The sequence below is a fragment of the Paenibacillus sp. DMB20 genome (assembly GCF_000987955.1).
In the GTDB taxonomy this organism is placed as follows: Bacteria; Bacillota; Bacilli; order Paenibacillales; family Paenibacillaceae; genus Paenibacillus_AQ.
This window is the reverse complement of record NZ_LAZU01000017.1, coordinates 13,071-34,203: the sequence shown is the minus strand read 5'-3', so window position 1 is coordinate 34,203 and position 21,133 is coordinate 13,071. Positions and strand designations below refer to the sequence as shown.

Sequence of the window (21,133 nt, the reverse complement as noted above, 5' to 3'; positions counted from 1 at the left end):
CCACCAACGTGAACGGTAACCGTTTCTGCAGAATGATCACACATCTTCTGTTATTCTGAAAAAAAGAGGTGGCGCAAGCCACCTCTTTATGATTTTACCACCAAACCCAATATAAAGCCATGACGATGGCCGTACTGGCCACGAAGAACCCGCCGATCATAAAGATGATCGGCATCAGATGGCCCTTATCCTTCAAGTGCATCCAGTACCCCATCTGCACAAACACTTGGAGCACAGCCATAATCAGCAGCAAAATGATGGTGAAAGCCGGATTGATACCACCCGCAGCCACCGCAGCAAAAGCTATAGCTGTCAGCACAATCGAAAAGATAAAGACGATAATGTGCTTTTGCGGACCTTCCACGCGATGGCGGTGTTTAATCGCATGACGTTCCGATTGTTGTTGATCTGCAGTCATTCCTTAGCCCACCTTTCCGAGAAGGTATACGACCGAGAAAATGAACACCCATACCACGTCGATAAAGTGCCAGTACATTGCGGACACATAAACTTTTGGTGCCGTCACCACGGTTAACCCTTTGGTGAACAGCTGTCCGATCAACAGACTGATCCATACAACGCCGAACGCCACGTGGGCGCCGTGGAAACCAACCAGCGTATAGAATGCGGATGAGAATGCACTCGTCGTCATACCGAATGATTCGTGCGCAACATACTCATAGAACTCGTAAATCTCCAGCCCCAGGAACCCAAGGCCGAGAACAACCGTGACGATAAGCCAGGTTTTAAGCGACTTCAGGTTGTGACGGTGCATCGCCTGAATCGCGAATACGCTCGTCAAGCTGCTGACCAGGAGGATCAGCGTGGCTACTGCCGTAATCGGCAGGGAGAACAATTCGGCGGCCGTAGGACCGTCGGCGTTTTGATTGCGCAAAGCAAGGAACGTCGCGAACAGCGTACCGAAGAGTACGGCTTCTCCGCCAAGGAAGAGCCAAAAGCCAAGCGTTTTGTTGCGGCCCTCAAGGGTCGCTTTTTCCGGCTCGTGAGGAAGCTTTCCGTTTACATGTTCTGCGTGTGCGGATGTCATGCTTTACCCTCCTCTTCCAGTTCTTCCGGTTCAATGTGATAGCCGTGGTCGTCGACCAGGGAGCGCGTGATCATGGCTCCGAAGGTGATAATCAGACCGATGGCCAAAACGATGTAATTATTGAAGATCAAACTCATAAAAGAGTTCGAGAATTGTTCGTTGCTGAACATAAAGCCGAGACCTGCAATAAAGAGGCCCAGAGACATCACGAACGGCAAAATCGAAGGCGACGGCATGTGAATCGCACCGATCGGCTCAGCCGGCGTCATTTCCTTGTTGCCTGCCATTTTCTCTTTCCAGAAAGCATCGATTCCGCGAACAAGCGGAGTCTGCTTGAAGTTGTACTCCGGAGGAGGAGATGGAATCGTCCACTCCAGCGTACGGCCGTCTCCCCACGGATCCGCAGGCGCATTCTTAGGCTTAGTGAGCGACGAAATCGTATTGCCCAGGAACAGGAGCACGCCGATTCCCATCAGGATCGCCCCGATCGTGCTGACCAGGTTCATCGTGTCAAAGCCCTGGTTCGGCAGATACGTAAAGATACGGCGCTGCATCCCGATCAAACCAAGGAAATGCTGAATGAAGAACGTCATATGGAAGCCGATGGCAAAGAACCAGAAGGTCAGCTTGCCAATGGTTTCGTTAAGCACGCGTCCGAACATTTTCGGCCACCAGTAGTGCAGACCCGCAAAAAGTCCGAATACCAGACCGCCAACGATCGTGTAGTGGAAGTGGGCAACGACGAAATACGTATCATGATACTGGTAGTCGGCAGGCGCCGCAGCCAGCATGACACCCGTAACCCCGCCCATAACGAAAGTCGGAATAAATCCGATGGCGAACAGGTTCGAGCTGGTGAAGCGGATTTGGCCGCCCCACATGGTAAAAAGCCAGTTAAAGATTTTAATGCCTGTCGGAACCGCGATCAGCATCGTTGCGATGGAGAACAGCGCGTTCGCCACAGGACCGAGTCCCGTCGTAAACATATGGTGAGCCCAAACCATGAAGCCGAGGAAGGCGATCAGGATGGTAGCAAACACCATGGAGCTGTAACCGAACAGCCGTTTACGGGAGAAGGTCGGAATCACTTCCGAAATAATGCCGAAGGCGGCAGGATCAAGATGTAAACTTCAGGGTGTCCGAAGATCCAGAAAATATGCTGCCAGAGCACCGGGTTGCCGCCTCCCGCAACATCGAAAAAGTTGGCTCCGAGAATCCGGTCGAAGCTCAGAAGAACCAGGCCAACGGTTACTGCAGGAAACGCGAACAAGATCATGACGGACGTAATGAAAGACGTCCAGGTAAACATCGGCATTCTCATGAAGGACATGCCCGGAGCACGCATCGTAATGATCGTTACCAGGAAGTTGATGCCCCCGATCAAGGTACCGAGACCGGCGATCTGAAGGCCGATCGTGTAGAAGTCAACCCCGCGTCCTGGACTGTAATCCGTCGAGGATAGAGGCGTATATGCCGTCCAGCCCGCATCCGGGGCCCCGCCCATAATCCAGCTTAAGTTCAGCAGAAGACCGCCGAACAGGAATGTCCAGAAGCCAAGCGAGTTCAGAAACGGAAACGCTACGTCGCGCGCGCCGATCTGGAGCGGAATCACCGCGTTCATCAGTGCGAAGATAACCGGCATAACGCCGAGGAAAATCATCGTCGTGCCGTGCATGGTGATCAGTTCGTTAAAGACCTGCGCCGAAACCAGGTCGTTCATCGGCTTAATCAGCTGCAAGCGAATGAGAATCGCTTCAATGCCGCCGATGCCAAAGAACAGTCCGCCCGCCACCAGGTATAATATTGCGATTTTTTTGTGGTCAACCGTTGTCAACCAGTCCATGAGCCCGGTGTAGCGCTTGGCGCCGTGGGCCTTAGCATGAACATGGGCTTGGGCTTGAGCATGAGCATGAGCCAAGGTTTTGTACCCCCTTATAAAATTCTTGCTGTATTAGAGGTTGTTCGAAAAGCCGAAACCGCGCTTTTCGGAACTCCTTCCATTAGTACTCCAACTTGTAATTCGCCAAATAATCGGCGATCTGCTCGATCTCTTCATCGCTGAATCCGAGATCTTTCGGAGCAGGCATCAGGTTGCCGGGTTTAACCCCCTTAGGATCTTTCAGCCATTCCACAAGGTTGTCTTTTACCGGTTTGGAGCCTTTTGCACCGTTCGTATCATTCAGCAAGATTCCCGCTATGGTTTCACGCGATCCGATTCCCGTCAGGTTGGGAGCCGAAAATCCGCCTTGGTCGCCCACGGCGTGGCAGGAGAGGCAGTTCGTTTTGAATTTCTCGGCGAGCTGTTTATCCTCCGGAAGCACAGCCGGCGCTTTGTTTGCTTCAACCCATTTTTCAAAGTCTTCAGGCTCAACCGCTTTCACGCGGAATTCCATGAAGCCGTGAGACGGTCCGCACAATTCGGCGCATTTGCCGATGTATGTACCAGGTTTTGGAGTACTAAGGCTCATATGGTTAATGGTGCCGTCCGTGTTGGTATCCATTTTGCCTGCGAGGGCCGGTACCCAGAAGGAGTGCAGCACGTCAGCCGTTTTCAGTTCCAGCGCGATTTTCTTGTCCACGGGGATCAGCAATTCCTGCGCCGTTTTTAATCCCTCGTATTGCGGATACTCGAATTCCCACCAAAATTGGTGTGCCGTTACCTTTACCTGAAGCGCATTCTTGTCTTTCCAGTCGTTCGGCCCGTCGCCGTACGCAAAAATCTGCTGGATCGTAGGAATTGCAAGCACGATTACGAGGACCAGCGGTATGGCTGTCCAGATAATTTCAAGCTTGTGGTTCCCTTCCACTTGCTCCGGAACCTCGTTCTGTCCCTTTTTTCTGCGGAATTTAATCAACACGTATATCCCAATCGCAAATACAACAATGACTACCAGAGTCATGATTGCGATGGAAAGCTTGATCAAACCCAGTTGCCCTTCAGCTACAGGACCCTGCGGATTCAGTGCTGACAAGTCTTCGCGGCCGCAGCCGGACAAGAGCAAAGAAAACACGGCCAACAAAGGAAGGAGACGCTTTACAGCCTGCCACCGTTTCATCATTGATCTACCCCACTTTTCCGATTTTCGTAGACTACCATCCGGCGCGAACAGCGGTAATCTACCTGCAGTATCACGGATGAAGTAATCCTGTCAATTAAAGCAATCACTTATTAAATATAAGTTTAAGGCTACCTTTTGTCAATCATTCACAAGGAGTTCACAAATTGTTCGAAAAGATGACAAAGTCGCGCCGTATCTGGATTTGCAATCGTTTTCATTGTTTGCATACATCGATCAAGGCGCTTTGGCGGCCTTGACATCGATAATTTCCAGGATAGTAGACATTATGTATATATATGGACAAAAGTCACATTTTGAAACGGTTTTTGCCCATGCAAAAAGAGAGAAGGGGTCCCTTCCCTCTTACTCTACTCCGTCAAAATCATCGCGCCTTCCCGGGTAATCGCGATGGTGTGCTCGTACTGAACGCCCACGCTTCCGTCGGCGGTCGAGATCGTCCAGCCGTCATCGCTCCAGAGGACGCGCCGGACGGCCCGAGCGTAAATACGGGCTCGATCGTGAATACCATGCCCTCCTTCAGCTTTTTGCCCTTACCCGGACTGCCGTAACCCGGAACGTCAGGCGGCTCATGCAGTTTCCGGCCGATGCCATGCCCGACGAGCGGCTTCACCAGGCCGAACCCTCCTTCAATGGCCGACTGCTCGATCACGCTTCCTATATCGCCAAGGGTTTGGCCGGCCCTTGCCATTCCTATTCCTTTATAAAGCGCATCACGCGTATGATCCATAAGCCTCGTTATTTCGGGAGCGGTCGTCCCGACGGCATAAGTCCACCCCGAATCCGCAAGCCAGCCGTCTTTATTGACGACAATATCGATCGTCACGACGTCTCCGTCACGAAGCTTTCGGGTTCCGGGAAAGCCGTGGCAAACGACGTCGTTAACCGAAGCGCATGTCGCAAACGGAAATCCCTTATACCCTTTCTGTTCCGGTGAGGCACCGGCCTTTTTCAGATAATCCTCTACCCTCGCATCGATTTCCAGCGTGGATGCGCCCGGGCGAACCCACTTCGCTACTTCGCGGTGGCATGCCGCAAGAATTCGCCCGGCCTCCCGCATGTACCCTATCTCTTCCCTGCTCTTGAGCGATATTTTCATGCTCCCACACTCCTTTGCAAGCCACCCCTTATCATGAGCAACAGGGGGTATCCATACACTATATGTATGCGGGCGCCAAGTAGAAGCCCCTGAATCCGCTGAGAAAAACGAAGGCGCTTATTGCTGTTAGGTATAGGCCCGAATTCGCAAAAAAACCGTTTCCGGGGATTTCCCCGAAAACGGCCAAAGGTTTATCTGTTTTAAATTTTACGTCATAAATTAGCATGCATGTTGGCATTTCTCTTAGGCGGGCTTAAACATTTTACGAAACGGAAGAGTTCATTCTTCCAAGCTCATGCTCCACGACGAGCGTAAGCTCTTCTTCATAGCCTCCCATAATATGGTATTTCCGGACATACTCCTTTACAAATTTTTTCGGATCTTTAGGCCGGAAAATTCGTGTCATTTCCCGCAGACTTTCTTTAACTTCATTGTGACCTTTCGTTGCCATGATGATCCCTCCCAAAACGTGGAAATAAATAACTCCGTTTAAGAGAATGCCGAAAAGATCTACCTTGTTAAATTGTAGCCGACTGCAGTTCTGGTGATAGGTTGATATTCAGCAACTTACCAAAACCTCTGACACTATACTTACCACATAAGCAAGTAACTGAATCATTTATATATTGTATCATATTCCTCCGACGGTTTCATCTTTCCCAATAAATGTTTTTTGACTCATTTTTTTACCGCAAGATGCTTCCCGCTTTTTTGGTTAAAATATCGGTAGAAAGTTGACTATCCATTTGTGCATATACGAAAAAATGACTCGTTTATCGGAAATTTATACTTACGGTATAAGGTTATAGGAAAGGAGCGTTTTGCAAAATGGAGCAACCGGCAGCCATGCTGACCTCTCCGGCTCAGACCGCCCCCCTCTTTCCTTCGCTGCCTCCCGAGGAGCAGGGATGCCGGACGGACGTTTTGGAAGAAGCCCATCAGACCATCATCTCCCGTTATCCGAAAATGAAAAGCTTCCTGATGGTCCGAGGCGGCAGCCTTATTTACGAGCAGTATTACAACGGCCATCATGCGGGGGCATTGAACGATCTTCGTTCAGCCACCAAAAGCTTCACCTCGGTCCTGTTCGGCATGGCTTCCGGGGACGGGCTTTTGCCGCCGCTCGACGCTCCCATTCTGCCCTTGCTCGGGAAGTACGCAAAAAAAACAAGGCATCCCCTCCTGAACCGGGTCACCTTCAGGCACCTGCTGACCATGACCTCGGGTTTTGCCTGGAAAACGGGCAAGAAACTAGGCGAACCGCTGATACATCAGCTTCACCGGACCCGTAATTGGACTTCCTTTGCCCTCTCCCTTCCCGTCATCGAGGAGCATATGGGGACCTTCCAATACCGCAGCACGGATTCCCATCTTCTGTCCGTCGCACTCAGCGAGGCTGCGGGAAAAGATGCATTTTCATACGCCTCCGAGCGTCTTTTCGTTCCGCTCGGCATCAGGCACGCCGCATGGACGCCAAGCCCCGAAGGGCACAGCATGGGACATATCGGTCTGTACCTGACGTCCCGCGACATGGCCAAATTCGGTCTTTGCTGCATGAACGGAGGGAAATGGAAGGATACGGAGATCATTCCGGAAGGATGGCTTAAAGAAGCTCTGGCTCCGCAGGCGGAAGGTTATCCCGCTTTTGGCGACTACGGATACCAATGGTGGTCGGGAAAAATCGATGGACACCCGTTCTCGCTCGCACACGGGCACGGAGGACAACAGCTTTATCTGTTCCCCGGCCTCGACACGGTTATCGTGTTCACTCAGGACAGCCGCGTAACCCGTTGGAAAAATCCGCGGATGCTGCTGGATAAATTTGTATTGAAATCGATCATGGCATAAAGCTCCCTCCCATCGCTCTCACTGGTAAATCAACAGATGAAAGGCGGTATTCCCATGAACAGACCCTCGCCACGGATTTTGATTCTTTACGCCAGTTACGGGAGCGGGCACCTGCAGGCTGCCCACGCCATTGAAGCGCAGCTCCGGCGAAAGGGCGTCAGGGAGGTTCTCCTCTTGGACTTGATGGCGGAGGCCCATCCTTTTTTGAATGAAATGACCAAGTTTTTATACATGCAAAGCTTCAAATCCTTTCCGTATTTATACGGATGGATCTACGACAAAACCAAGCATATGAAACCGGACTCGCTTTTTGGAACTCTTCTTCACCGGGTTGGCCTCGCCAAATTAAGCCGGTATCTGTGCCGGGAAGAACCGGATCTGATTATCCATACTTTCCCGCAGGTCACCATCTCCCGGCCCAACGGGCAAAGCGGGCAGTCCGCTCCAGTCGTGACCGTCCTCACCGATTACGATCTTCATGGACGCTGGCTCCACCCCGGCGTGGACAGATATTACGTCGCTACGGATGACCTTAAACGGGAAGCGATTGAACGGGGGATTCCCTCCGAGCGAATTATCGTCAGCGGCATCCCGCTGATGCCGTTTTTTGATCTGCGCCAAAACGGGCAGGATCCCGAGCCCCTGGATATCCGTCTGGATCCCGGCAGGAAAACGGTTTTGCTCATGGGCGGCGCGTACGGCGCGATCCAGAACTGCATGGAAATAGGCAAAAGGCTTGAATGCGAGCCCGAGCTTCAGACCGTCATTATTTGCGGCTGGAACAAGCCGCTGTGCGAACAGCTGACCGCCGCATTCAAAGATAGCCCGCATGTTCATGTTCTCGGTTATGTGGAACGGATCTCCAGGCTGATGGAGAGGAGTTTCTGCATGGTTACCAAGCCGGGAGGCATAACGATCTCCGAATGCATCGCCTGCGGCCTTCCCCTTTTTCTCTATCGGCCCGTACCCGGGCAGGAGCGGGGCAATGCCCTATACCTCGAGAGCAAAGGCGCCGCGACCATCTCCTACGATCCGGAGCATCTTGCCGTACGGATATGCCATCTCCTGAGAAATCGGGAAGCGTTGGATAGCGTCAAGCGCCGGATAGACGCTCTCTCCAAGCCCCATGCCGCAGAAACCATTGTGGACGATTTGTTCGCCAATCTGCTTCAATCCAAGCGGGAGCTGGAGCTGTCCGGCGTGTAAACGGCGGATATTCCCGCTTGAAACTGGATACGTTATGCATATCAATCTATTCACATCACGAGAGGAGTTATGGCATGTCTGGAAAGGATAAAGGTATGCATCCCATCACCCACGAAAAGGTTGAGGTGGACGGCGTATATACCAATGAATGGGGCCGTGAGGAGTATTTTAAACGCGGCGAGACTTTCAGTGCCGATCCGATTCTCGGCACGACGGAATGGCGTCTGACCGAATACGATTTTGAAAATCATCACGACGGACGTACAGACGAGCGCCTGATCGTGAAGGAAAAGGGACATGGCAAACAGGACAAGGTGCATCCGCGGTACAGCAACGCCGAGGACTAATTTTGCTATCGCTTGAACCCCAAATGGAGAAGGGGGTTATATGATGAAACGAAAACGGCTGCTGATTCTGCTCCCCATCCTTTTGATCGGCGCCGGATGGCTAGCTATCCATCTGGGAGAACCGGAATACGGTTATATGCCTCCCGAACGGATACTGGCCAACCCGTCCGCTTCCCAAGCGCTTCGTGACAAAGGCATTCGCGCCTTCGACCTGCCGGACGGCCCGATTCCCGTGCAGGGTAAAGGCAACGTGGGTGCCGCCTCCGGGATCACGCCCGAAACGGGCGCGGTTCAAGTCGATGAAAAACTGTTGGCGCTGGGACGAAAGACGCTTTATAAGGAAACCTTCGGCAACGAGGTGTTCATGACCGACGTGCTGGGCATACTGGATGGTCCGATCAAACTGAAAAACATAACCAAGGCGCTGCTTGATTTGAAGGGCAAAGGAACTTCAAACCTTCGGGTCGAGCTGGACACGGACGCTACGATCGGAGGCAGATCCTACAAAAAAGGCGACAAGTTCGACACCGGCATCGATGTCGCCCAAGGCTCTTACCTGCCGCTGGGCCTCCCGCTGAAATATTCGGAAGGAAGAGTGAAGATCGGCGTCACTTGCATGGCCTGCCACGCCACCGTGGACCCCGAAACGAAACAGATTGTGGAAGGTGCCCCGAACGCCGATTTTAACGTCGGCCAATTGATGGCTCTCGCGCCGAATACGGCTTCCTTCTTCACCCATACCGATGTCAGGAACCTGGTTCAATATGTAAAAAGCACCGATCGTCGCGTTACCTCCTCCGAAGGCAAACAGGTTCATCTTCCCGACCCTGACGCGCTTGAAAAGGCCGTGGACGAAAACTTTTCGAAGTGGACGCCCGGAAGCTTTGACACGACGCCGGATCTGGTAAGCAACATGACCCAGATGCCGGATATATTCACAAAAGGAAAGCATCCCTACAGCTGGAGCGGGTTTGCCATGGCCGGAAATTTCAAGGGCCTCAGCACCTTCAGCAACAACGTCCATGCGCAAAACACCGATCCGTTGAGCCAACTGGAGGTCAGCAGCACGCTGTTTGGCATCGACAAGGAAGTGTTCATCGGAACGATCCTCCAAAATGCGTCCAATCCAAGATATCGGTATGATCCGGCAAGCGGCTTAAAACCGTCGGAGTTCCATGATAAGATTGACCGCAGAACGCCCGGCGTTCCCGGTTTTAACGAATCCGTGAAATCCCCGCAGTTTCCGAAAATGTCGCCCGTGGCGCCAAACGGTCTGTTTATCGGCACTCCGGGGTATAAAGCCAACGAACAGGTAAACGCCATGGCCGCATACCAGAACACGATCAAGCCGCCGGAGCCGAAGCAGGCGGCCGACCCGAAAACCGTCAAGCTTGGAGCCGAGGTGTTCAGAAAAGCCCAGTGCATCAGCTGCCACGCAGGCGATTCTTTTACGAACCACCGGATCGTTCCATCTTCCGTCATCGGTACGGAGCCGACCAGAGCACGGTCTTTTGCCGGGACGGAGCGGAAATTCGGGCCTCCGGTAAACTACATGCCGGATACCCCCATTCCGATTCCGAAAGACGCCAAGATCACGAAAATCCCGACCGGCCATCTCGATCCCGGCCAGCTTAAGCTCGGTTTTGCCCATCAGGGCTCGGAGGGCGGCTATAAGGTTATGGGCCTCATCGGTCTCCCCTGGTCGGCCCCTTATCTTCACGACGGCGGGGTAGCGGTTGGTCCGGAGCTGCCCCAGCTTGGCATATCCGGAACCTTGTTCAAAGGAATCCTGCCCGACCCCTATAACAGCCTTAAAGCCATGATCGACCAAAAACTCCGCCAGCGGGTCATCGAGGCAAACCGCAGCGATGCCCGGCTTAGAGATACCCACGTAACAGGCCAAGGCCATGAGTTCTGGGTCGATGAAAACACGGGCTTTACAAAGGAGCAGCAGAACGCGCTCATCCAATACCTGCTTCAATTAAAAATGAAGTAAGGACACAACGGGACGGATCGGCCGATAGACCGTAAACGAACGGCGGCCGATCCGTTCTTTGTTCGGCACATCCCATTAAAAGAGGCTCCCATCTTTATTCCTTGCAGGCATCATACTTTGTCCCAAGCGGTCATATGGTATAGTAGCTTGCCCTAAAGACAAGGAGTTGGTGTGATGTCCCCGTTCAAATCGTCCACGGGAATCCCTGAAAATCTGGCCGCTACCCTGTGTTACCTGTTTCCGATGGTCGGCGGAATTCTTTTTCTCGCTCTCGAAAAAAGAAGCCGCTACGTCATGTTCCATGCCCTCCAGTCCCTGCTGGCCTTCGGAAGCCTGGCACTCGCCCATATGCTGTCCGGGGCCGTCCCGATTGTCGGACTGCTGGCCTCCGGGTTGCTCGCGCTGATCGGCGTACTCATGTGGCTTGTGCTGATGTTCCACGCCGTTCAGGGCCGCTGGTTCAAGCTGCCGTGGATCGGCCGCTTTGCGGAGAAGCAGATTGCCCGGATGTAAGAGAGCAGGCGGCAACGAGAAAAAGAGTCTGTTTTCCTTTAAAGAACAGAAAACTCAGTCGAAGTCCGTCTTTATACTAAAAAAGGGCATCCGCTTACGCGGCATGCCCTTCGGCCGTCTCTCCCGCAGGGAGGGTTACGGCCTTGCTTTGTTTTAATCCGTTAAACAGCAGGTTCAGTACGATGGCCGTCAAGCTGCCGGCCACGATGCCGTTGTCGGCGAGGATGCGAACCCAGTCCGGCAGCTGCGCGAACAGATTCGGCACGGTGGTAACGCCAAGCCCCATGCCCACCGAACAAGCGATGATGAACAGGTTCTCGTGCCGGTTCAAATCCACCTGATCCCCCAGCATTCGAATGCCGGAGGACACAACCATCCCGAACAGCGCAATCATCGCGCCGCCCAGAACGGAAGTCGGCACAAGCTGCGTCAATGCGGCGATTTTCGGCACGAATCCGATCAGGATCAGCAGGCTGCCCGCCACCACGATCACGTCGCGGGTTTTAACCCGGCTCATTTGCACGAGCCCGACGTTTTGCGAGTAGGTGGTATACGGAAACGAGTTGAAAATGCCGCCTACCATGATGGCAAGCCCTTCGGCACGGTAGCCCTTGGATAAATCCTTGGAGGTGATGTCTTTCCCCACGATTTTGCCGAGAGCCATGAATACGCCCGTCGACTCGGCCACGCTGACGATAGCCACAAGGATCATGGTCAGGATCGGAATCAGCTTGAATTCCGGCGTTCCGAAATAAAACGGCTGCGGAGCGCGGAACCATCCCGCTTCATGCAGCGGCGTCAGGTTGACGTCACCGATAAAAGCTGCGGCCAGCGTGCCCAGAATCAAGCCGAGCAGAACCGAAATGGAGCGCAGAAAGCCTTTGGCAAAGCGGTTCATCAAAATGATGAACAACAGGACGCTAAAGCCGAGCGTCAAATTCAACGGGCTGCCGAAATCTTCGCTGCCCTGTCCGCCGGCAAGGTCGTTCAGCGCCACCGGGATAAGCGTAAGACCGATAATCGTCACGACCGAGCCGGTTACGACCGGCGGGAACACGGCGATCAGCTTGCCGAAAAGTCCCGAGAACAGGACCACGAACAGGCCGGAGGCGATAATGGAGCCGTAAATGACCGACATGCCGTGCTCGGCACCGATAATAATCATCGGACCGACGGCTTGGAAGGCGCAGCCCAGCATAACCGGCAGCCCGATTCCGAAGTATTTGTTGCCGAACACCTGCAGCAGGGTGGCGACGCCGCACGCCAGCAGGTCGATGGCGATCAGATAGGTAAGCTGCTCGGTCGTCAGGCCAAGGGCATTGCCTACGATCAGCGGTACGATAATGGCGCCCGCATACATAGCCAGCACATGCTGAATACCGAGCGAGAACGTTTTGGCAGGATGGCGACGTTTGTCAAAAATCGGCTCCTGAGCGGACAGCTTCTGTTCTTCCATGGAAAATGAATGCCTCCCGATAATGGATTGGTTGATCTACGCGAACGTAACGACGCCGTTGTCCAAAGCCGCGATGCGAACCAGCGATTCGACGCGGTATCCCGCTTCGGCCAGCAAACGCCCGCCGGGCTGAAACGCTTTTTCGATCACGATGCCGATGCCGGCCACTTCGGCGCCCGCCTGCTCCACAATGCGAGCGAGTCCGAACGCGGCCTCCCCGTTAGCAAGAAAGTCATCGACAATGAGAACCCGGTCGCCCGGATGTATGAATTTTTTCGAAACGGTGATTTCGTTTGTCTCCTGCTTCGTGAAGGAATACACCTTCTCCACGAAAATATCCTCGCGGAGCGTCAGCGATTTCTGCTTTCGGGCAAAGATGAGCGGCACCTCCAGTTCCAGTGCGGTCATGATCCCGGGAGCGATGCCGGACGATTCGATCGTCAACACCCGTGTAATGTTTTCCCCTTGAAACAGCCGGGTAAACTCCCGTCCGACCTCTTTCATCAGCACCGGATCCATCTGATGGTTCAGGAACGAATCCACCTTCAGGACCTGTCCGTTCAGCACGATGCCTTCCTCCCGGACCTTGTTTTGCAGCAATTGCATGATGCCCCTCCTCTTGTTATGTGATCGAGCCGTTCTTCGCAAAACAGCAAAAAGCCCACTTCCTCCATGCCGGTCACCGGATGGAACAAATGGGCTTGATCAGCAAAATAAACATTCCCTTACCCGGTCAAGGGCAGGGAAATAAATTTCGCCGTCATCCCGTAGTCCGATCATTCCGGTGATCGGGTAGAGACATGCAGGCCGATTCCTGCACATATACGAGAAACGTACTCTATGAAATCGTATTTTCCTAATTTCGTGAATGAATGAAGTATACCTTATTTACTATGAAAAACAAAGTGAAAATTTACGGAAATTTTAAAACGCGTTTGTTTTTTCATCTTGTCCCGAAGGGCGATAAAAGCAAAGCAGGACGGCCCTCGGATTACAGGCAACCCGGGGCCGTCCATTTTTCATTTCAGCTATATATTCAGTCGGCCAAGTCCAGTTGTTTCATGATCCGAAGCAGTACCACCACGGCTTGGGCCCGGGTGACCGGATCGGTTGCGCCAAAATTGCTGCGTTTGTCGCCCCGGATAATGTCCCGCTCTGCCAGATACCTCACATCGGCGGAAGCCCAGGCCGGAATCAAGGCTTCGTCTTTAAATCGGCTTTGCTTGCCGTCCCCCTTCAGGGCTTCGGTTTGTTCTTTCGCGACACGGAGGGCCCTGGCTGTCATCACGGCCATCTCCGCTCTTGTGACCCTGTCGTTAGGCGCGAAGGTTCCTCCATCTCCGCCCTGGATCATCCCGTAGCGAAGGGCTCCGCCGATCTCGCCGGAGAAGGCGTACCCTTTTGCCACATCCCGGAACTTTCCGTTTGCCTCGCCCGGCATCAGGCCCAGTCCCCGGATGAGCATCGCCGTAAACTCGCCTCTGGTTATTTCTTGGCCGGGAACAAAAGTATGGCCATCGCTTATCCCTTTGACGAACAGCCGGGATGCCATCGACTCAATTTCGCTCTTGGCCCAGTGGCCATCCAAATCGGCAAAGGTTTTCTTATACTGCAAAAGCGCGTAGATTCCGCTGCCGGTGTGTTTGACCTCTATGGCAGGTTTGCCGTTTACCGTAACATGCAGAGCCGGCACGAATCGGAACGTGCCTGAAGAGGCATCATACATGACGGCAACCAACGTCCCCGCATTGGCAGAGGAAGGCACGGGGAGTATGCGGCTTACAACCGTCTTGCCAAAATCGCTCAATCCCTGTTCCTTGCCCTTGGCACCAATGGCAACTTCGAACCGAACCGCACTGCCTTTAATGAAAGAAGCTCCCATGGAAGCAGCTGCGCGTTCCATCGCTCCGTCGGCCCCGCTTCCCGCCGGACTGATCCGAACCTTGACGTTTGCCTTGCCCAAGTCTCCTTCTTTCAAGGCAGAACCCAGGTTCAGCGCTTGAAGCGGAATGCGGAAGGAAGCCAGTCCCGTTTCCACAACCAGGGCAGCGTGCCCGTCTTGCTTCGCCGCCCGTTCCAGCCATGCCGCCGAAAGCGAGATCTCGGCAGCACGGTTCAGTTCCGGAACTTGAATCACAAGCTCGTGTTTGCCGCCTGCAGTAAGAGTTTCGACGGCTTTTTTCAAAGCCTCTTCCTTCACGGTTACTTGGTCTACGGGTTCGCCCGAAGAGCCGGTTCCAACGGTCAGGTGCGCTTCCTTCGCCGTTAGGACATTCGAAGGAGCCGGTTTTGTGACTTGGGATGGCGGGTTCGGCTGGCTCGGCGCCGTTGCAGAACCCCCGCCGCCGCTAGATCCGCCGGATTCCGAACCGGATCCCGGAGAGGGTCCGCCTCCCGGATTCGACGGTTTCTTCTGCTCCGTAATCCTTCCTTCCACCGATGGCGATACCTCTCCCCCGAGTTTCGTCACATGCTCCATGAAAATTTCATAATCCGGGTAACCCAAATCTTCATTATATCGGCCCTCGGCAATCGCCTCGGCAAAAGATTTATATCCGTCTCCGCCCTTCGCCACAAAACTGTTCGTCGCCAGACGATAGGTTTCGGACAGAACCAACGGCGTATAACTGCCTCCCTTCTTGATCTGAACATCAAATACTTTGTTTCCGGCCGGCCCGCTCGGATCCCATTTGAATTTCATGCCGGCAATTTGCGGAAATTTACCCGGCAGATCCGTCAGCTTGGCCCCGCTGATTCCATTTTCCAGCCCGCCCTTCAACTGCTGGCCCGTCACGTCCATAACGAACAGGGTATTGCCGAACGGCATCACCGTCCGCAGCTCGCCCATCGTGATTTCGCCCGCATTGATGGAGGCCCGGATGCCTCCCCCGTTCATGATGGCGACATCGGCATTTTTAAGCTCTTTGGCTTTTGCCAGCATGCCGTCGGCAATCAGGTTGCCGAGATTCGTCTCCTTGGAACGGACATTTTCCCGTTTGCCGTCCAGAAGAACGGCTGCCTTGCCGATAATCCGGCCCATCAATTCCTTCAATTCGGCATCATACGGAGCCAGCATTTCCTTCGCCTGCGCATCCTCTTCCACACTGCCGTCAACCGGAATCAGCCGGCCTCCAAGCTCCGGTCCGGTTTGCACTACGCCATGCTTGTCAAAGGCCAGATCGACCCGTCCCAGATATTTGCCCCACTCGTTCGCCTGAACGATGACGGTCGGCGTATGGTATCGGCTGTCCGTTACGACTTCAGGCGTTTCCAATTTTGTATGGGTATGGCCCCCCACGATCAGGTCGATTCCCTCCACAGCCTCGGCAAGCCCCTTATCCCTGGCGTAACCCAGGTGCGACAGGCCGATGATAATGTTCGGGCCTTCCTTCCCGATCGCTTCCACGGTTTCGCGGGTAGCTTCGGCCGCGTTGCGGAAAGTCACGTCCTTGCCCGGACTGGAGGTTTCCGCCGTATCTTCGGTTGTCAGGCCGAAGACTCCGATCTTCCGGCCGTCCACTTCAAGAATCACGTAAGGATATACGCCGGCGTTTTCCGTGGTTTGATCCTTATTGATGATTGCCGGATTTTTTAGCAAAGGAGCGATATGGGAGTCTTTGCTGAAATCGATGTTCGAGCTGACCAGCGGAAATTTGGCTTTCGCAACAAACTCGGCCAGCGCTTTCGTTCCCTGGTCAAACTCATGATTGCCAAAGGTCATTGCATCATACCCCATGTAATTCATAAAGGCCAGGTCGGCAAGGCCAAACCATTTGGTAAAATACAAATCGCCGGAAAACACGTCGCCCGCATCCACCAGAAGGGTATTTCGGGCCTCGCTGCGGACCTGCTTCACCAGGGTTGCGCGTCTTGCCACGTCGGCCAGGTGCGCATGCGTATCATTCGTGTGCATGACCGTCAGTTTCCATGGCTCTCCTCCAGGCGCGGAGCCCTTCACCTTTACCGGCACTTCCGCCGATCCGTAACCGTCTTCGCTCGTTACGGCAATCACCGTGTCGCCTTCTGCCAGCGGGGTAACCAGACCGGTGCCGTCAACCGTTGCCACGCTTTCATCCGATGAGCTCCACGCAAGCCCGGCATGGCCTCCGCCGGCCTGTTCCACGGAGGCATTCAAACGGACAGGTTCGGCTCCCACGGCCAATTCAAGGGCTGGCTGATCCACGGTTACCTTGGCAACCTTCAATTCCAGAACCGCCACCGTGCCGCTGACCTCATTGGCGACGAGCAGCAGCGGCCGTCCCGTAGGGCTGTCGGACGCAGCAATGAACTCCAGTCCCTCCGGCCCGGAATCGGATGTTAATCCTGCTTGAAAATCCCGCGTATTGAGGTAGTTCAGAAATACCGGGTTGGACGGATTCGTGACGTCATAGGTCATCACTCCGCCAATCCGCTCCAGTCCGACAAAGGCGAGAGTCTTAAGGCCGACCTTGCCGGTCGTTACATATTCCGGCTCCGGCCCTTTTTTCGCGCTCCGGCCATCCATCTCGCTCTTGTCATTGCTCGCGTTGAAATACTCCGGCAATCGCGACGCCGTAATTTTCTCAAAATCGCTTCCGGAGTCATATACCGGAGACATGTCTTCCGCATTCCAGATCGAGAAGGAGCGTCCTCCGTACAAGTACAGTCCGGAATTCACCATGTCGGCGGCGACTTCAACCTTGTCGTAGGCCGTTCCTTTGTCGGCCAGGAACATCGCTGCCGGGGAGGAAGGATCCAATCCCGCTTTCAGATTTCCGATTTTGCTTTCATTGCTGCGTTCAGGCCAGCCTGTCGCATCCCCTTCATTGGCGGTCAGCACATACTGCTTGCCGCCCGCGCTGTACGTGGCGATTCCGTCCGGCATATACATCCCGTAAAACGGCACGTTCTCCAGCTTAATCGAGCCGTCCTTCACCAGATCGAGCTCATTGCCGGGAAGGTTAAAATCTTTGTGGCCCAGCCCGTGAACTCCCTTGATGGATTTACCCGCAATATCCACGACCGCGATGGCGTTGTTCTCCTGCAAAGAGACATAGGCTGTCGTTTCATCCCCGGATAAGGAAATATATTCCGGCTCCAGGTCATGAACGGCGTCCGCCTTGGATCCTCGGGTCCGGATCGCCCCGTCCGCTTCGGCAGGCCCCCGGACATGGACCTTGTCATCAATAAGATCCGGCTGATCAAACTTCAAATGGAAGACCTCATCCGTTACCGTATCCACGATGGTCACGCTGCCCTCGGGATCGGGGGCGGTCGCCGTGCGAGGTTCCCCTTCGTCCGCAGTCAGTATGTAACGTCCGTCCGACGTATATTTGACCATGTCGGGCTGAACGCCGGTTTCATAGGTTTTTACCAAGCCGCCTTCGTAATCGAGCACAAGCACTTTTCCGGGCTTCGCATGATCCTGCTCCTGCACAGCTGCAGCAATCCGGTCCGTTTCCGTGTTTACGTCCACGCTGGTCAGATCCCCGAATTGAAATCCTTCGTTGTTTGCGAGCTCTTCGATATTGATCCGTTTATCCCTTTGCAGATTGCTGCCGTCGCCCAGCGATATGATTTCGAGGCTGGCCGGCTGGGTCGAACCGTTGACGAGATAAAATTTCCCATTATCCTTGTTATATTTGACGATTTCGGCGACGCCGCCATCCTTGTTGGCCGTACCGACCGAATAATGCCCGATCATCCCGACCGCGATTTGGTCCTCCACAAGATCCAGTCGGGATCCCTGTATATGAAGCTTCCATATGGAACGGGCTACCTTCGGCGTAACCGAGCTGTCATGGACCGTTACCTCCACGGAATGCTCTCCTTCTTGTCCCGCAGCCGGCATTCCCGTTAACAGGCCCGAATCCGCAGCAATGGAAAGGCCGGCCGGCAAACCCTCCGCCCGGAACGTATAAGGTGCTTGTCCGCCGTACACATCAACCATGACGGAATAGGCCTCTCCTGCATAAGCCTCGGGAAGCGATACGTTCGAGATGCCGAAATCCGCAGCCGCCTTGTCCGAACCCTGGACCGTATTTTCAGCATTTGCCGTTTGCCTCATCTCCACGCTTTCTTGGGCAAATACCGCTCCTCCCGTAAACATGGAAGCAACGGTTATTTCCGCCGCCATCAGCAGCGAGACTACTTTTGCGCCCTTTCCCTTCAAAACGATCCCCCCTATTTATATGAAACTAGTTAAAAGTGTAGGGAGGAATTGTTATCTGAAGCTCAAAATATATCGAGGTTTGTGTAAACGAGTTTTTTTATTTTCGGATTAACCATGAATTCGCATCGTCGTTTACAAAGATTTTACAATCCGTTTATATTCTCTTGATCAACAAGCGTTAGTTTAATAGTAGCTGCATATCCCGGGGTAGAGATGATGAGAAAGCCCGTGCACGATGCCGTCCTTTATGGTCGGATTGTGTTCGGGTTATTTATTTTGCTAAAAAACATGACGTTTGCCCGCCATCCCGGAGCATCGGAAAAATTTCTTCATTAACAATTACACAGTTTTTACATAACGTTAACCTTCGCTTTATCCTGAGCGTGTACATTGAGAAGGTTGGAAAAAGGAGGATGAAGCGTGAGCAAGCTTAACGATAGCCGCCTGCCGATTATCGCATCGATTACCAAGCTAGAGCAGATTGAAGCTGCCGTTAACAGCGATGTTGAAAGAGTCATTCTGATGACCGGAGACATGTTGAAGCTTTCATGCATCGTTCAGAATCTGCACCGGACCGGCAAAAAGGTGTTTGTGCATCTCGAGATGGTCGGCGGTATAGGCCGGGACAGCTATGCGGTGCAATACATGGCGGACACCTTCGGCATCGACGGGATCGTGACGACCAAAACCCATGCGGTGGCGGCCGCCCGCCAAGCCGGCATCCTGTCCATACAGCGCGTGTTTGCGATCGATTCGGCGGCGGTGGAAACGGCGATCAAGATGATACAACAGGCCCGTCCGGACGAGGTTGAACTCATGCCCGGATTAATGCCGAGGGTAATCGCGGAGATGAAGCAGAGAATAAAGTGCCCCTTGACCGTCGGGGGACTGATACGGAGCCATGAGGAAATTCGTCAGGCGATGGAAAGCGGAGCGGATCATGTATCCATCGGCGACACAAGGTACTGGTAGCTATTTTTCAACTGATCCATGAGCGAACCTGGGTGGAGAACATGAGAAAACCCTTTAAGCATGAAACACACATCTACTTATTCGAAAGGGGTATTACACAGGGATGAAGATGAAAAAATGGCTTAGCATGGCATTGGCAACCACCCTTGCCGTAGGGTTGACGGCTTGCGGCGGGTCCGGAGGGGATTCCGGCTCCGCAGCCGCGGCGGATCCGAAACTGAAGGAAGACAAAACGCCGGTTACGATTCAATACTGGCATGCCCATGCGGAGAATCAACTGGAAGGCCTGAATTACATGATCGGAGAGTTTTCCAAAAAGTATCCGCACATCACGGTAGAGCCGGTATTTCAGGGGGGCTATCCTGACCTGCATAAAAAATTGCAGGCTGCCGTAGCGGCCGGCGATGTCCCTGCAGTTACCAACGTGGAAGTATCCTCCCTGCCGAACTTTGCCGACAGCGGCGTTTTTGCGGATCTCACGCCTTGGATCGAGCGCGACAAGGTGAACACCGATGATTTCTCGAAGGGCATGCTGAATGCTTACGCTTATAACGGAAAACAGTATGGATTCCCGCTGATCGTCAGCACCAGCGTGTTCGTGTACAACCAAACGATGCTGGACAAGCTCGGCGTGCAGCCGCCGCAGACCTGGGATGAAATCGACGGCTTTAACCAAAAGGTTGCTCTGAAGGAAAGCGGAAAAACCAAACGTTATGCATTTGCCGTTCCCGGATGGGATGCGTGGTACTCCGATCCTTGGCTGATTAACGGCGGTGGAAAAATCCTCACCGACGACATGGCAAAATCAGCGGTGGAAACCCCGGAATCCCTGCGTTACCTCGAAAATTTCAAGCGTTGGATCGACGAAGGATCGATGCAGATGGGCTACGGGAAAGGCGCTTCGGATAACATGCGTCAAATGTTTTTAAGCGGACAAATCGCCATGGTGCAGCATACCTCCGCGATGCTGAAGACTTACCGGGAAAACGCGGACTTCGAGGTCGGCGTATCGTTCCTGCCGGGAGACAAAAACCGTACCTCCAACATCGGCGGCGCCGGGATCGTCATGATGGAAGGCGCAAAGGAGAAAGAAAAGGAAGCTGCCTGGAAATTCATTGAATTCATGACCTCCGCCGACAACAACATCAAATGGGCTGAATCGGTAGGATACCTGCCTACGCGCAAATCCGCGATCGAGTCGAAAGAAGGAGCAAAGTATTTTGAGAGATGGCCTCAATACAGAGCGGTATACGAGCATTTCGACAACGTTACGCCTCGCATGCAGCATCCGGCTTATCCGGAATTCAGCGCCGTATACAACGAAGTGATGGGCGGCATGGTGCTGAATCATGAGGATCCGGTTGCGCTGATGAAGGAAGCCGCGAAAAAGGTTAACGAGATTTTGGCGGATTATGAGTGA

General features: G+C 53.6%; 14 protein-coding genes, 2 pseudogenes and 1 riboswitch. Of the genes and pseudogenes, 7 read left to right on the top strand and 9 right to left on the bottom strand.

All coding sequences use genetic code 11. The annotated features are described in order from the left end of the window. Positions 1 to 94: 94 nt before the first annotated feature. The 6 genes and pseudogenes from XI25_RS05685 to XI25_RS05660 all read right to left on the bottom strand — a co-directional run bounded on the left by XI25_RS05685 (position 95) and on the right by XI25_RS05660 (position 5,675). Positions 95 to 418: a cytochrome C oxidase subunit IV family protein gene (locus tag XI25_RS05685; protein ID WP_046677759.1), complete on the bottom strand. Its 324-nt coding sequence runs from the start codon at positions 416 to 418 to the stop codon at positions 95 to 97. Between the two features lie 3 nt (positions 419 to 421). Then, positions 422 to 1,048: a cytochrome (ubi)quinol oxidase subunit III gene (locus tag XI25_RS05680; protein WP_046677758.1), complete on the bottom strand. Its 627-nt coding sequence runs from the start codon at positions 1,046 to 1,048 to the stop codon at positions 422 to 424. Next, positions 1,045 to 2,891: pseudogene (ctaD, locus tag XI25_RS05675) on the bottom strand (cytochrome c oxidase subunit I). Before ctaD ends, XI25_RS05680 begins: the two are co-directional and overlap by 4 nt. Positions 2,892 to 3,048: 157 nt before the next feature. Next, positions 3,049 to 4,107 (bottom strand): cytochrome c oxidase subunit II, encoded by a 1,059-nt coding sequence (gene coxB, locus XI25_RS05670; RefSeq protein WP_046677757.1) that lies wholly within the window; start codon positions 4,105 to 4,107, stop codon positions 3,049 to 3,051. A 368-nt stretch (positions 4,108 to 4,475) separates the two neighbouring features. After that, a pseudogene (gene map / locus XI25_RS05665) lies at positions 4,476 to 5,224 on the bottom strand (type I methionyl aminopeptidase). A gap of 262 nt (positions 5,225 to 5,486) precedes the next feature. Beyond that, positions 5,487 to 5,675, bottom strand: a complete 189-nt coding sequence (locus XI25_RS05660) for a hypothetical protein (RefSeq protein ID WP_046677756.1) — start codon at positions 5,673 to 5,675, stop codon at positions 5,487 to 5,489. Positions 5,676 to 6,052: 377 nt separating this feature from the next. On the opposite strand from XI25_RS05660, the gene XI25_RS05655 reads away from it, so the two are divergent. From XI25_RS05655 to XI25_RS05635, 5 genes are all read left to right on the top strand, one after another. Further along, positions 6,053 to 7,072 carry a serine hydrolase domain-containing protein gene (locus XI25_RS05655; RefSeq protein ID WP_046677755.1) on the top strand — a complete coding sequence of 340 codons (1,020 nt, stop codon included), beginning with the start codon at positions 6,053 to 6,055 and terminating at the stop codon, positions 7,070 to 7,072. A 54-nt stretch (positions 7,073 to 7,126) separates the two neighbouring features. Next, complete coding sequence (locus XI25_RS05650) at positions 7,127 to 8,278, top strand: MGDG synthase family glycosyltransferase (RefSeq protein WP_046677754.1); 1,152 nt, start codon at positions 7,127 to 7,129, stop codon at positions 8,276 to 8,278. Between the two features lie 74 nt (positions 8,279 to 8,352). Then, positions 8,353 to 8,625: a hypothetical protein gene (locus tag XI25_RS05645; protein ID WP_046677753.1), complete on the top strand. Its 273-nt coding sequence runs from the start codon at positions 8,353 to 8,355 to the stop codon at positions 8,623 to 8,625. Positions 8,626 to 8,665: 40 nt separating this feature from the next. Next, a complete protein-coding gene (locus tag XI25_RS05640; protein ID WP_152669073.1) occupies positions 8,666 to 10,621 on the top strand; it encodes an electron transport protein in 1,956 nt (651 codons plus the stop codon). A gap of 174 nt (positions 10,622 to 10,795) precedes the next feature. After that, a complete protein-coding gene (locus tag XI25_RS05635) occupies positions 10,796 to 11,134 on the top strand; it encodes a DUF4870 domain-containing protein (RefSeq protein WP_046677751.1) in 339 nt (112 codons plus the stop codon). Positions 11,135 to 11,228: 94 nt separating this feature from the next. Here the strand turns inward: XI25_RS05635 and XI25_RS05630 are convergent, their stop codons facing one another. From XI25_RS05630 to XI25_RS05620, 3 genes are all read right to left on the bottom strand, one after another. Beyond that, positions 11,229 to 12,590, bottom strand: a complete 1,362-nt coding sequence (locus XI25_RS05630; protein ID WP_046677750.1) for a nucleobase:cation symporter-2 family protein — start codon at positions 12,588 to 12,590, stop codon at positions 11,229 to 11,231. 36 nt (positions 12,591 to 12,626) lie between these two features. Continuing rightward, positions 12,627 to 13,196: a xanthine phosphoribosyltransferase gene (locus tag XI25_RS05625; protein ID WP_046677749.1), complete on the bottom strand. Its 570-nt coding sequence runs from the start codon at positions 13,194 to 13,196 to the stop codon at positions 12,627 to 12,629. A gap of 142 nt (positions 13,197 to 13,338) precedes the next feature. Further along, positions 13,339 to 13,438, bottom strand: a riboswitch (purine riboswitch). A gap of 188 nt (positions 13,439 to 13,626) precedes the next feature. Beyond that, positions 13,627 to 18,741 (bottom strand): choice-of-anchor I family protein, encoded by a 5,115-nt coding sequence (locus XI25_RS05620; RefSeq protein WP_046677748.1) that lies wholly within the window; start codon positions 18,739 to 18,741, stop codon positions 13,627 to 13,629. Between the two features lie 420 nt (positions 18,742 to 19,161). Between XI25_RS05620 and XI25_RS05615 the strand changes: the two genes are divergently transcribed. Together XI25_RS05615 and XI25_RS05610 are read left to right on the top strand one after the other, a co-directional pair. After that, the gene (locus tag XI25_RS05615; protein ID WP_046677747.1) at positions 19,162 to 19,713 is read left to right on the top strand and encodes a glycerol-3-phosphate responsive antiterminator; all 552 of its coding nucleotides are present in this window, start codon (positions 19,162 to 19,164) and stop codon (positions 19,711 to 19,713) included. Between the two features lie 103 nt (positions 19,714 to 19,816). After that, positions 19,817 to 21,133: an ABC transporter substrate-binding protein gene (locus XI25_RS05610; protein ID WP_046677746.1), complete on the top strand. Its 1,317-nt coding sequence runs from the start codon at positions 19,817 to 19,819 to the stop codon at positions 21,131 to 21,133.

Bases quoted from the DNA above. Each gene is read 5' to 3' on its own strand.
- XI25_RS05685 (WP_046677759.1), bottom strand. From the start codon at position 418: ATGACTGCAGATCAACAACAATCGGAACGTCATGCGATTAAACACCGC.
- XI25_RS05680 (WP_046677758.1), bottom strand. From the start codon at position 1,048: ATGACATCCGCACACGCAGAACATGTAAACGGAAAGCTTCCTCACGAG.
- coxB (WP_046677757.1), bottom strand. From the start codon at position 4,107: ATGATGAAACGGTGGCAGGCTGTAAAGCGTCTCCTTCCTTTGTTGGCC.
- XI25_RS05660 (WP_046677756.1), bottom strand. From the start codon at position 5,675: ATGGCAACGAAAGGTCACAATGAAGTTAAAGAAAGTCTGCGGGAAATG.
- XI25_RS05655 (WP_046677755.1), top strand. From the start codon at position 6,053: ATGGAGCAACCGGCAGCCATGCTGACCTCTCCGGCTCAGACCGCCCCC.
- XI25_RS05650 (WP_046677754.1), top strand. From the start codon at position 7,127: ATGAACAGACCCTCGCCACGGATTTTGATTCTTTACGCCAGTTACGGG.
- XI25_RS05645 (WP_046677753.1), top strand. From the start codon at position 8,353: ATGTCTGGAAAGGATAAAGGTATGCATCCCATCACCCACGAAAAGGTT.
- XI25_RS05640 (WP_152669073.1), top strand. From the start codon at position 8,666: ATGATGAAACGAAAACGGCTGCTGATTCTGCTCCCCATCCTTTTGATC.
- XI25_RS05635 (WP_046677751.1), top strand. From the start codon at position 10,796: ATGTCCCCGTTCAAATCGTCCACGGGAATCCCTGAAAATCTGGCCGCT.
- XI25_RS05630 (WP_046677750.1), bottom strand. From the start codon at position 12,590: ATGGAAGAACAGAAGCTGTCCGCTCAGGAGCCGATTTTTGACAAACGT.
- XI25_RS05625 (WP_046677749.1), bottom strand. From the start codon at position 13,196: ATGCAATTGCTGCAAAACAAGGTCCGGGAGGAAGGCATCGTGCTGAAC.
- XI25_RS05610 (WP_046677746.1), top strand. From the start codon at position 19,817: ATGAAGATGAAAAAATGGCTTAGCATGGCATTGGCAACCACCCTTGCC.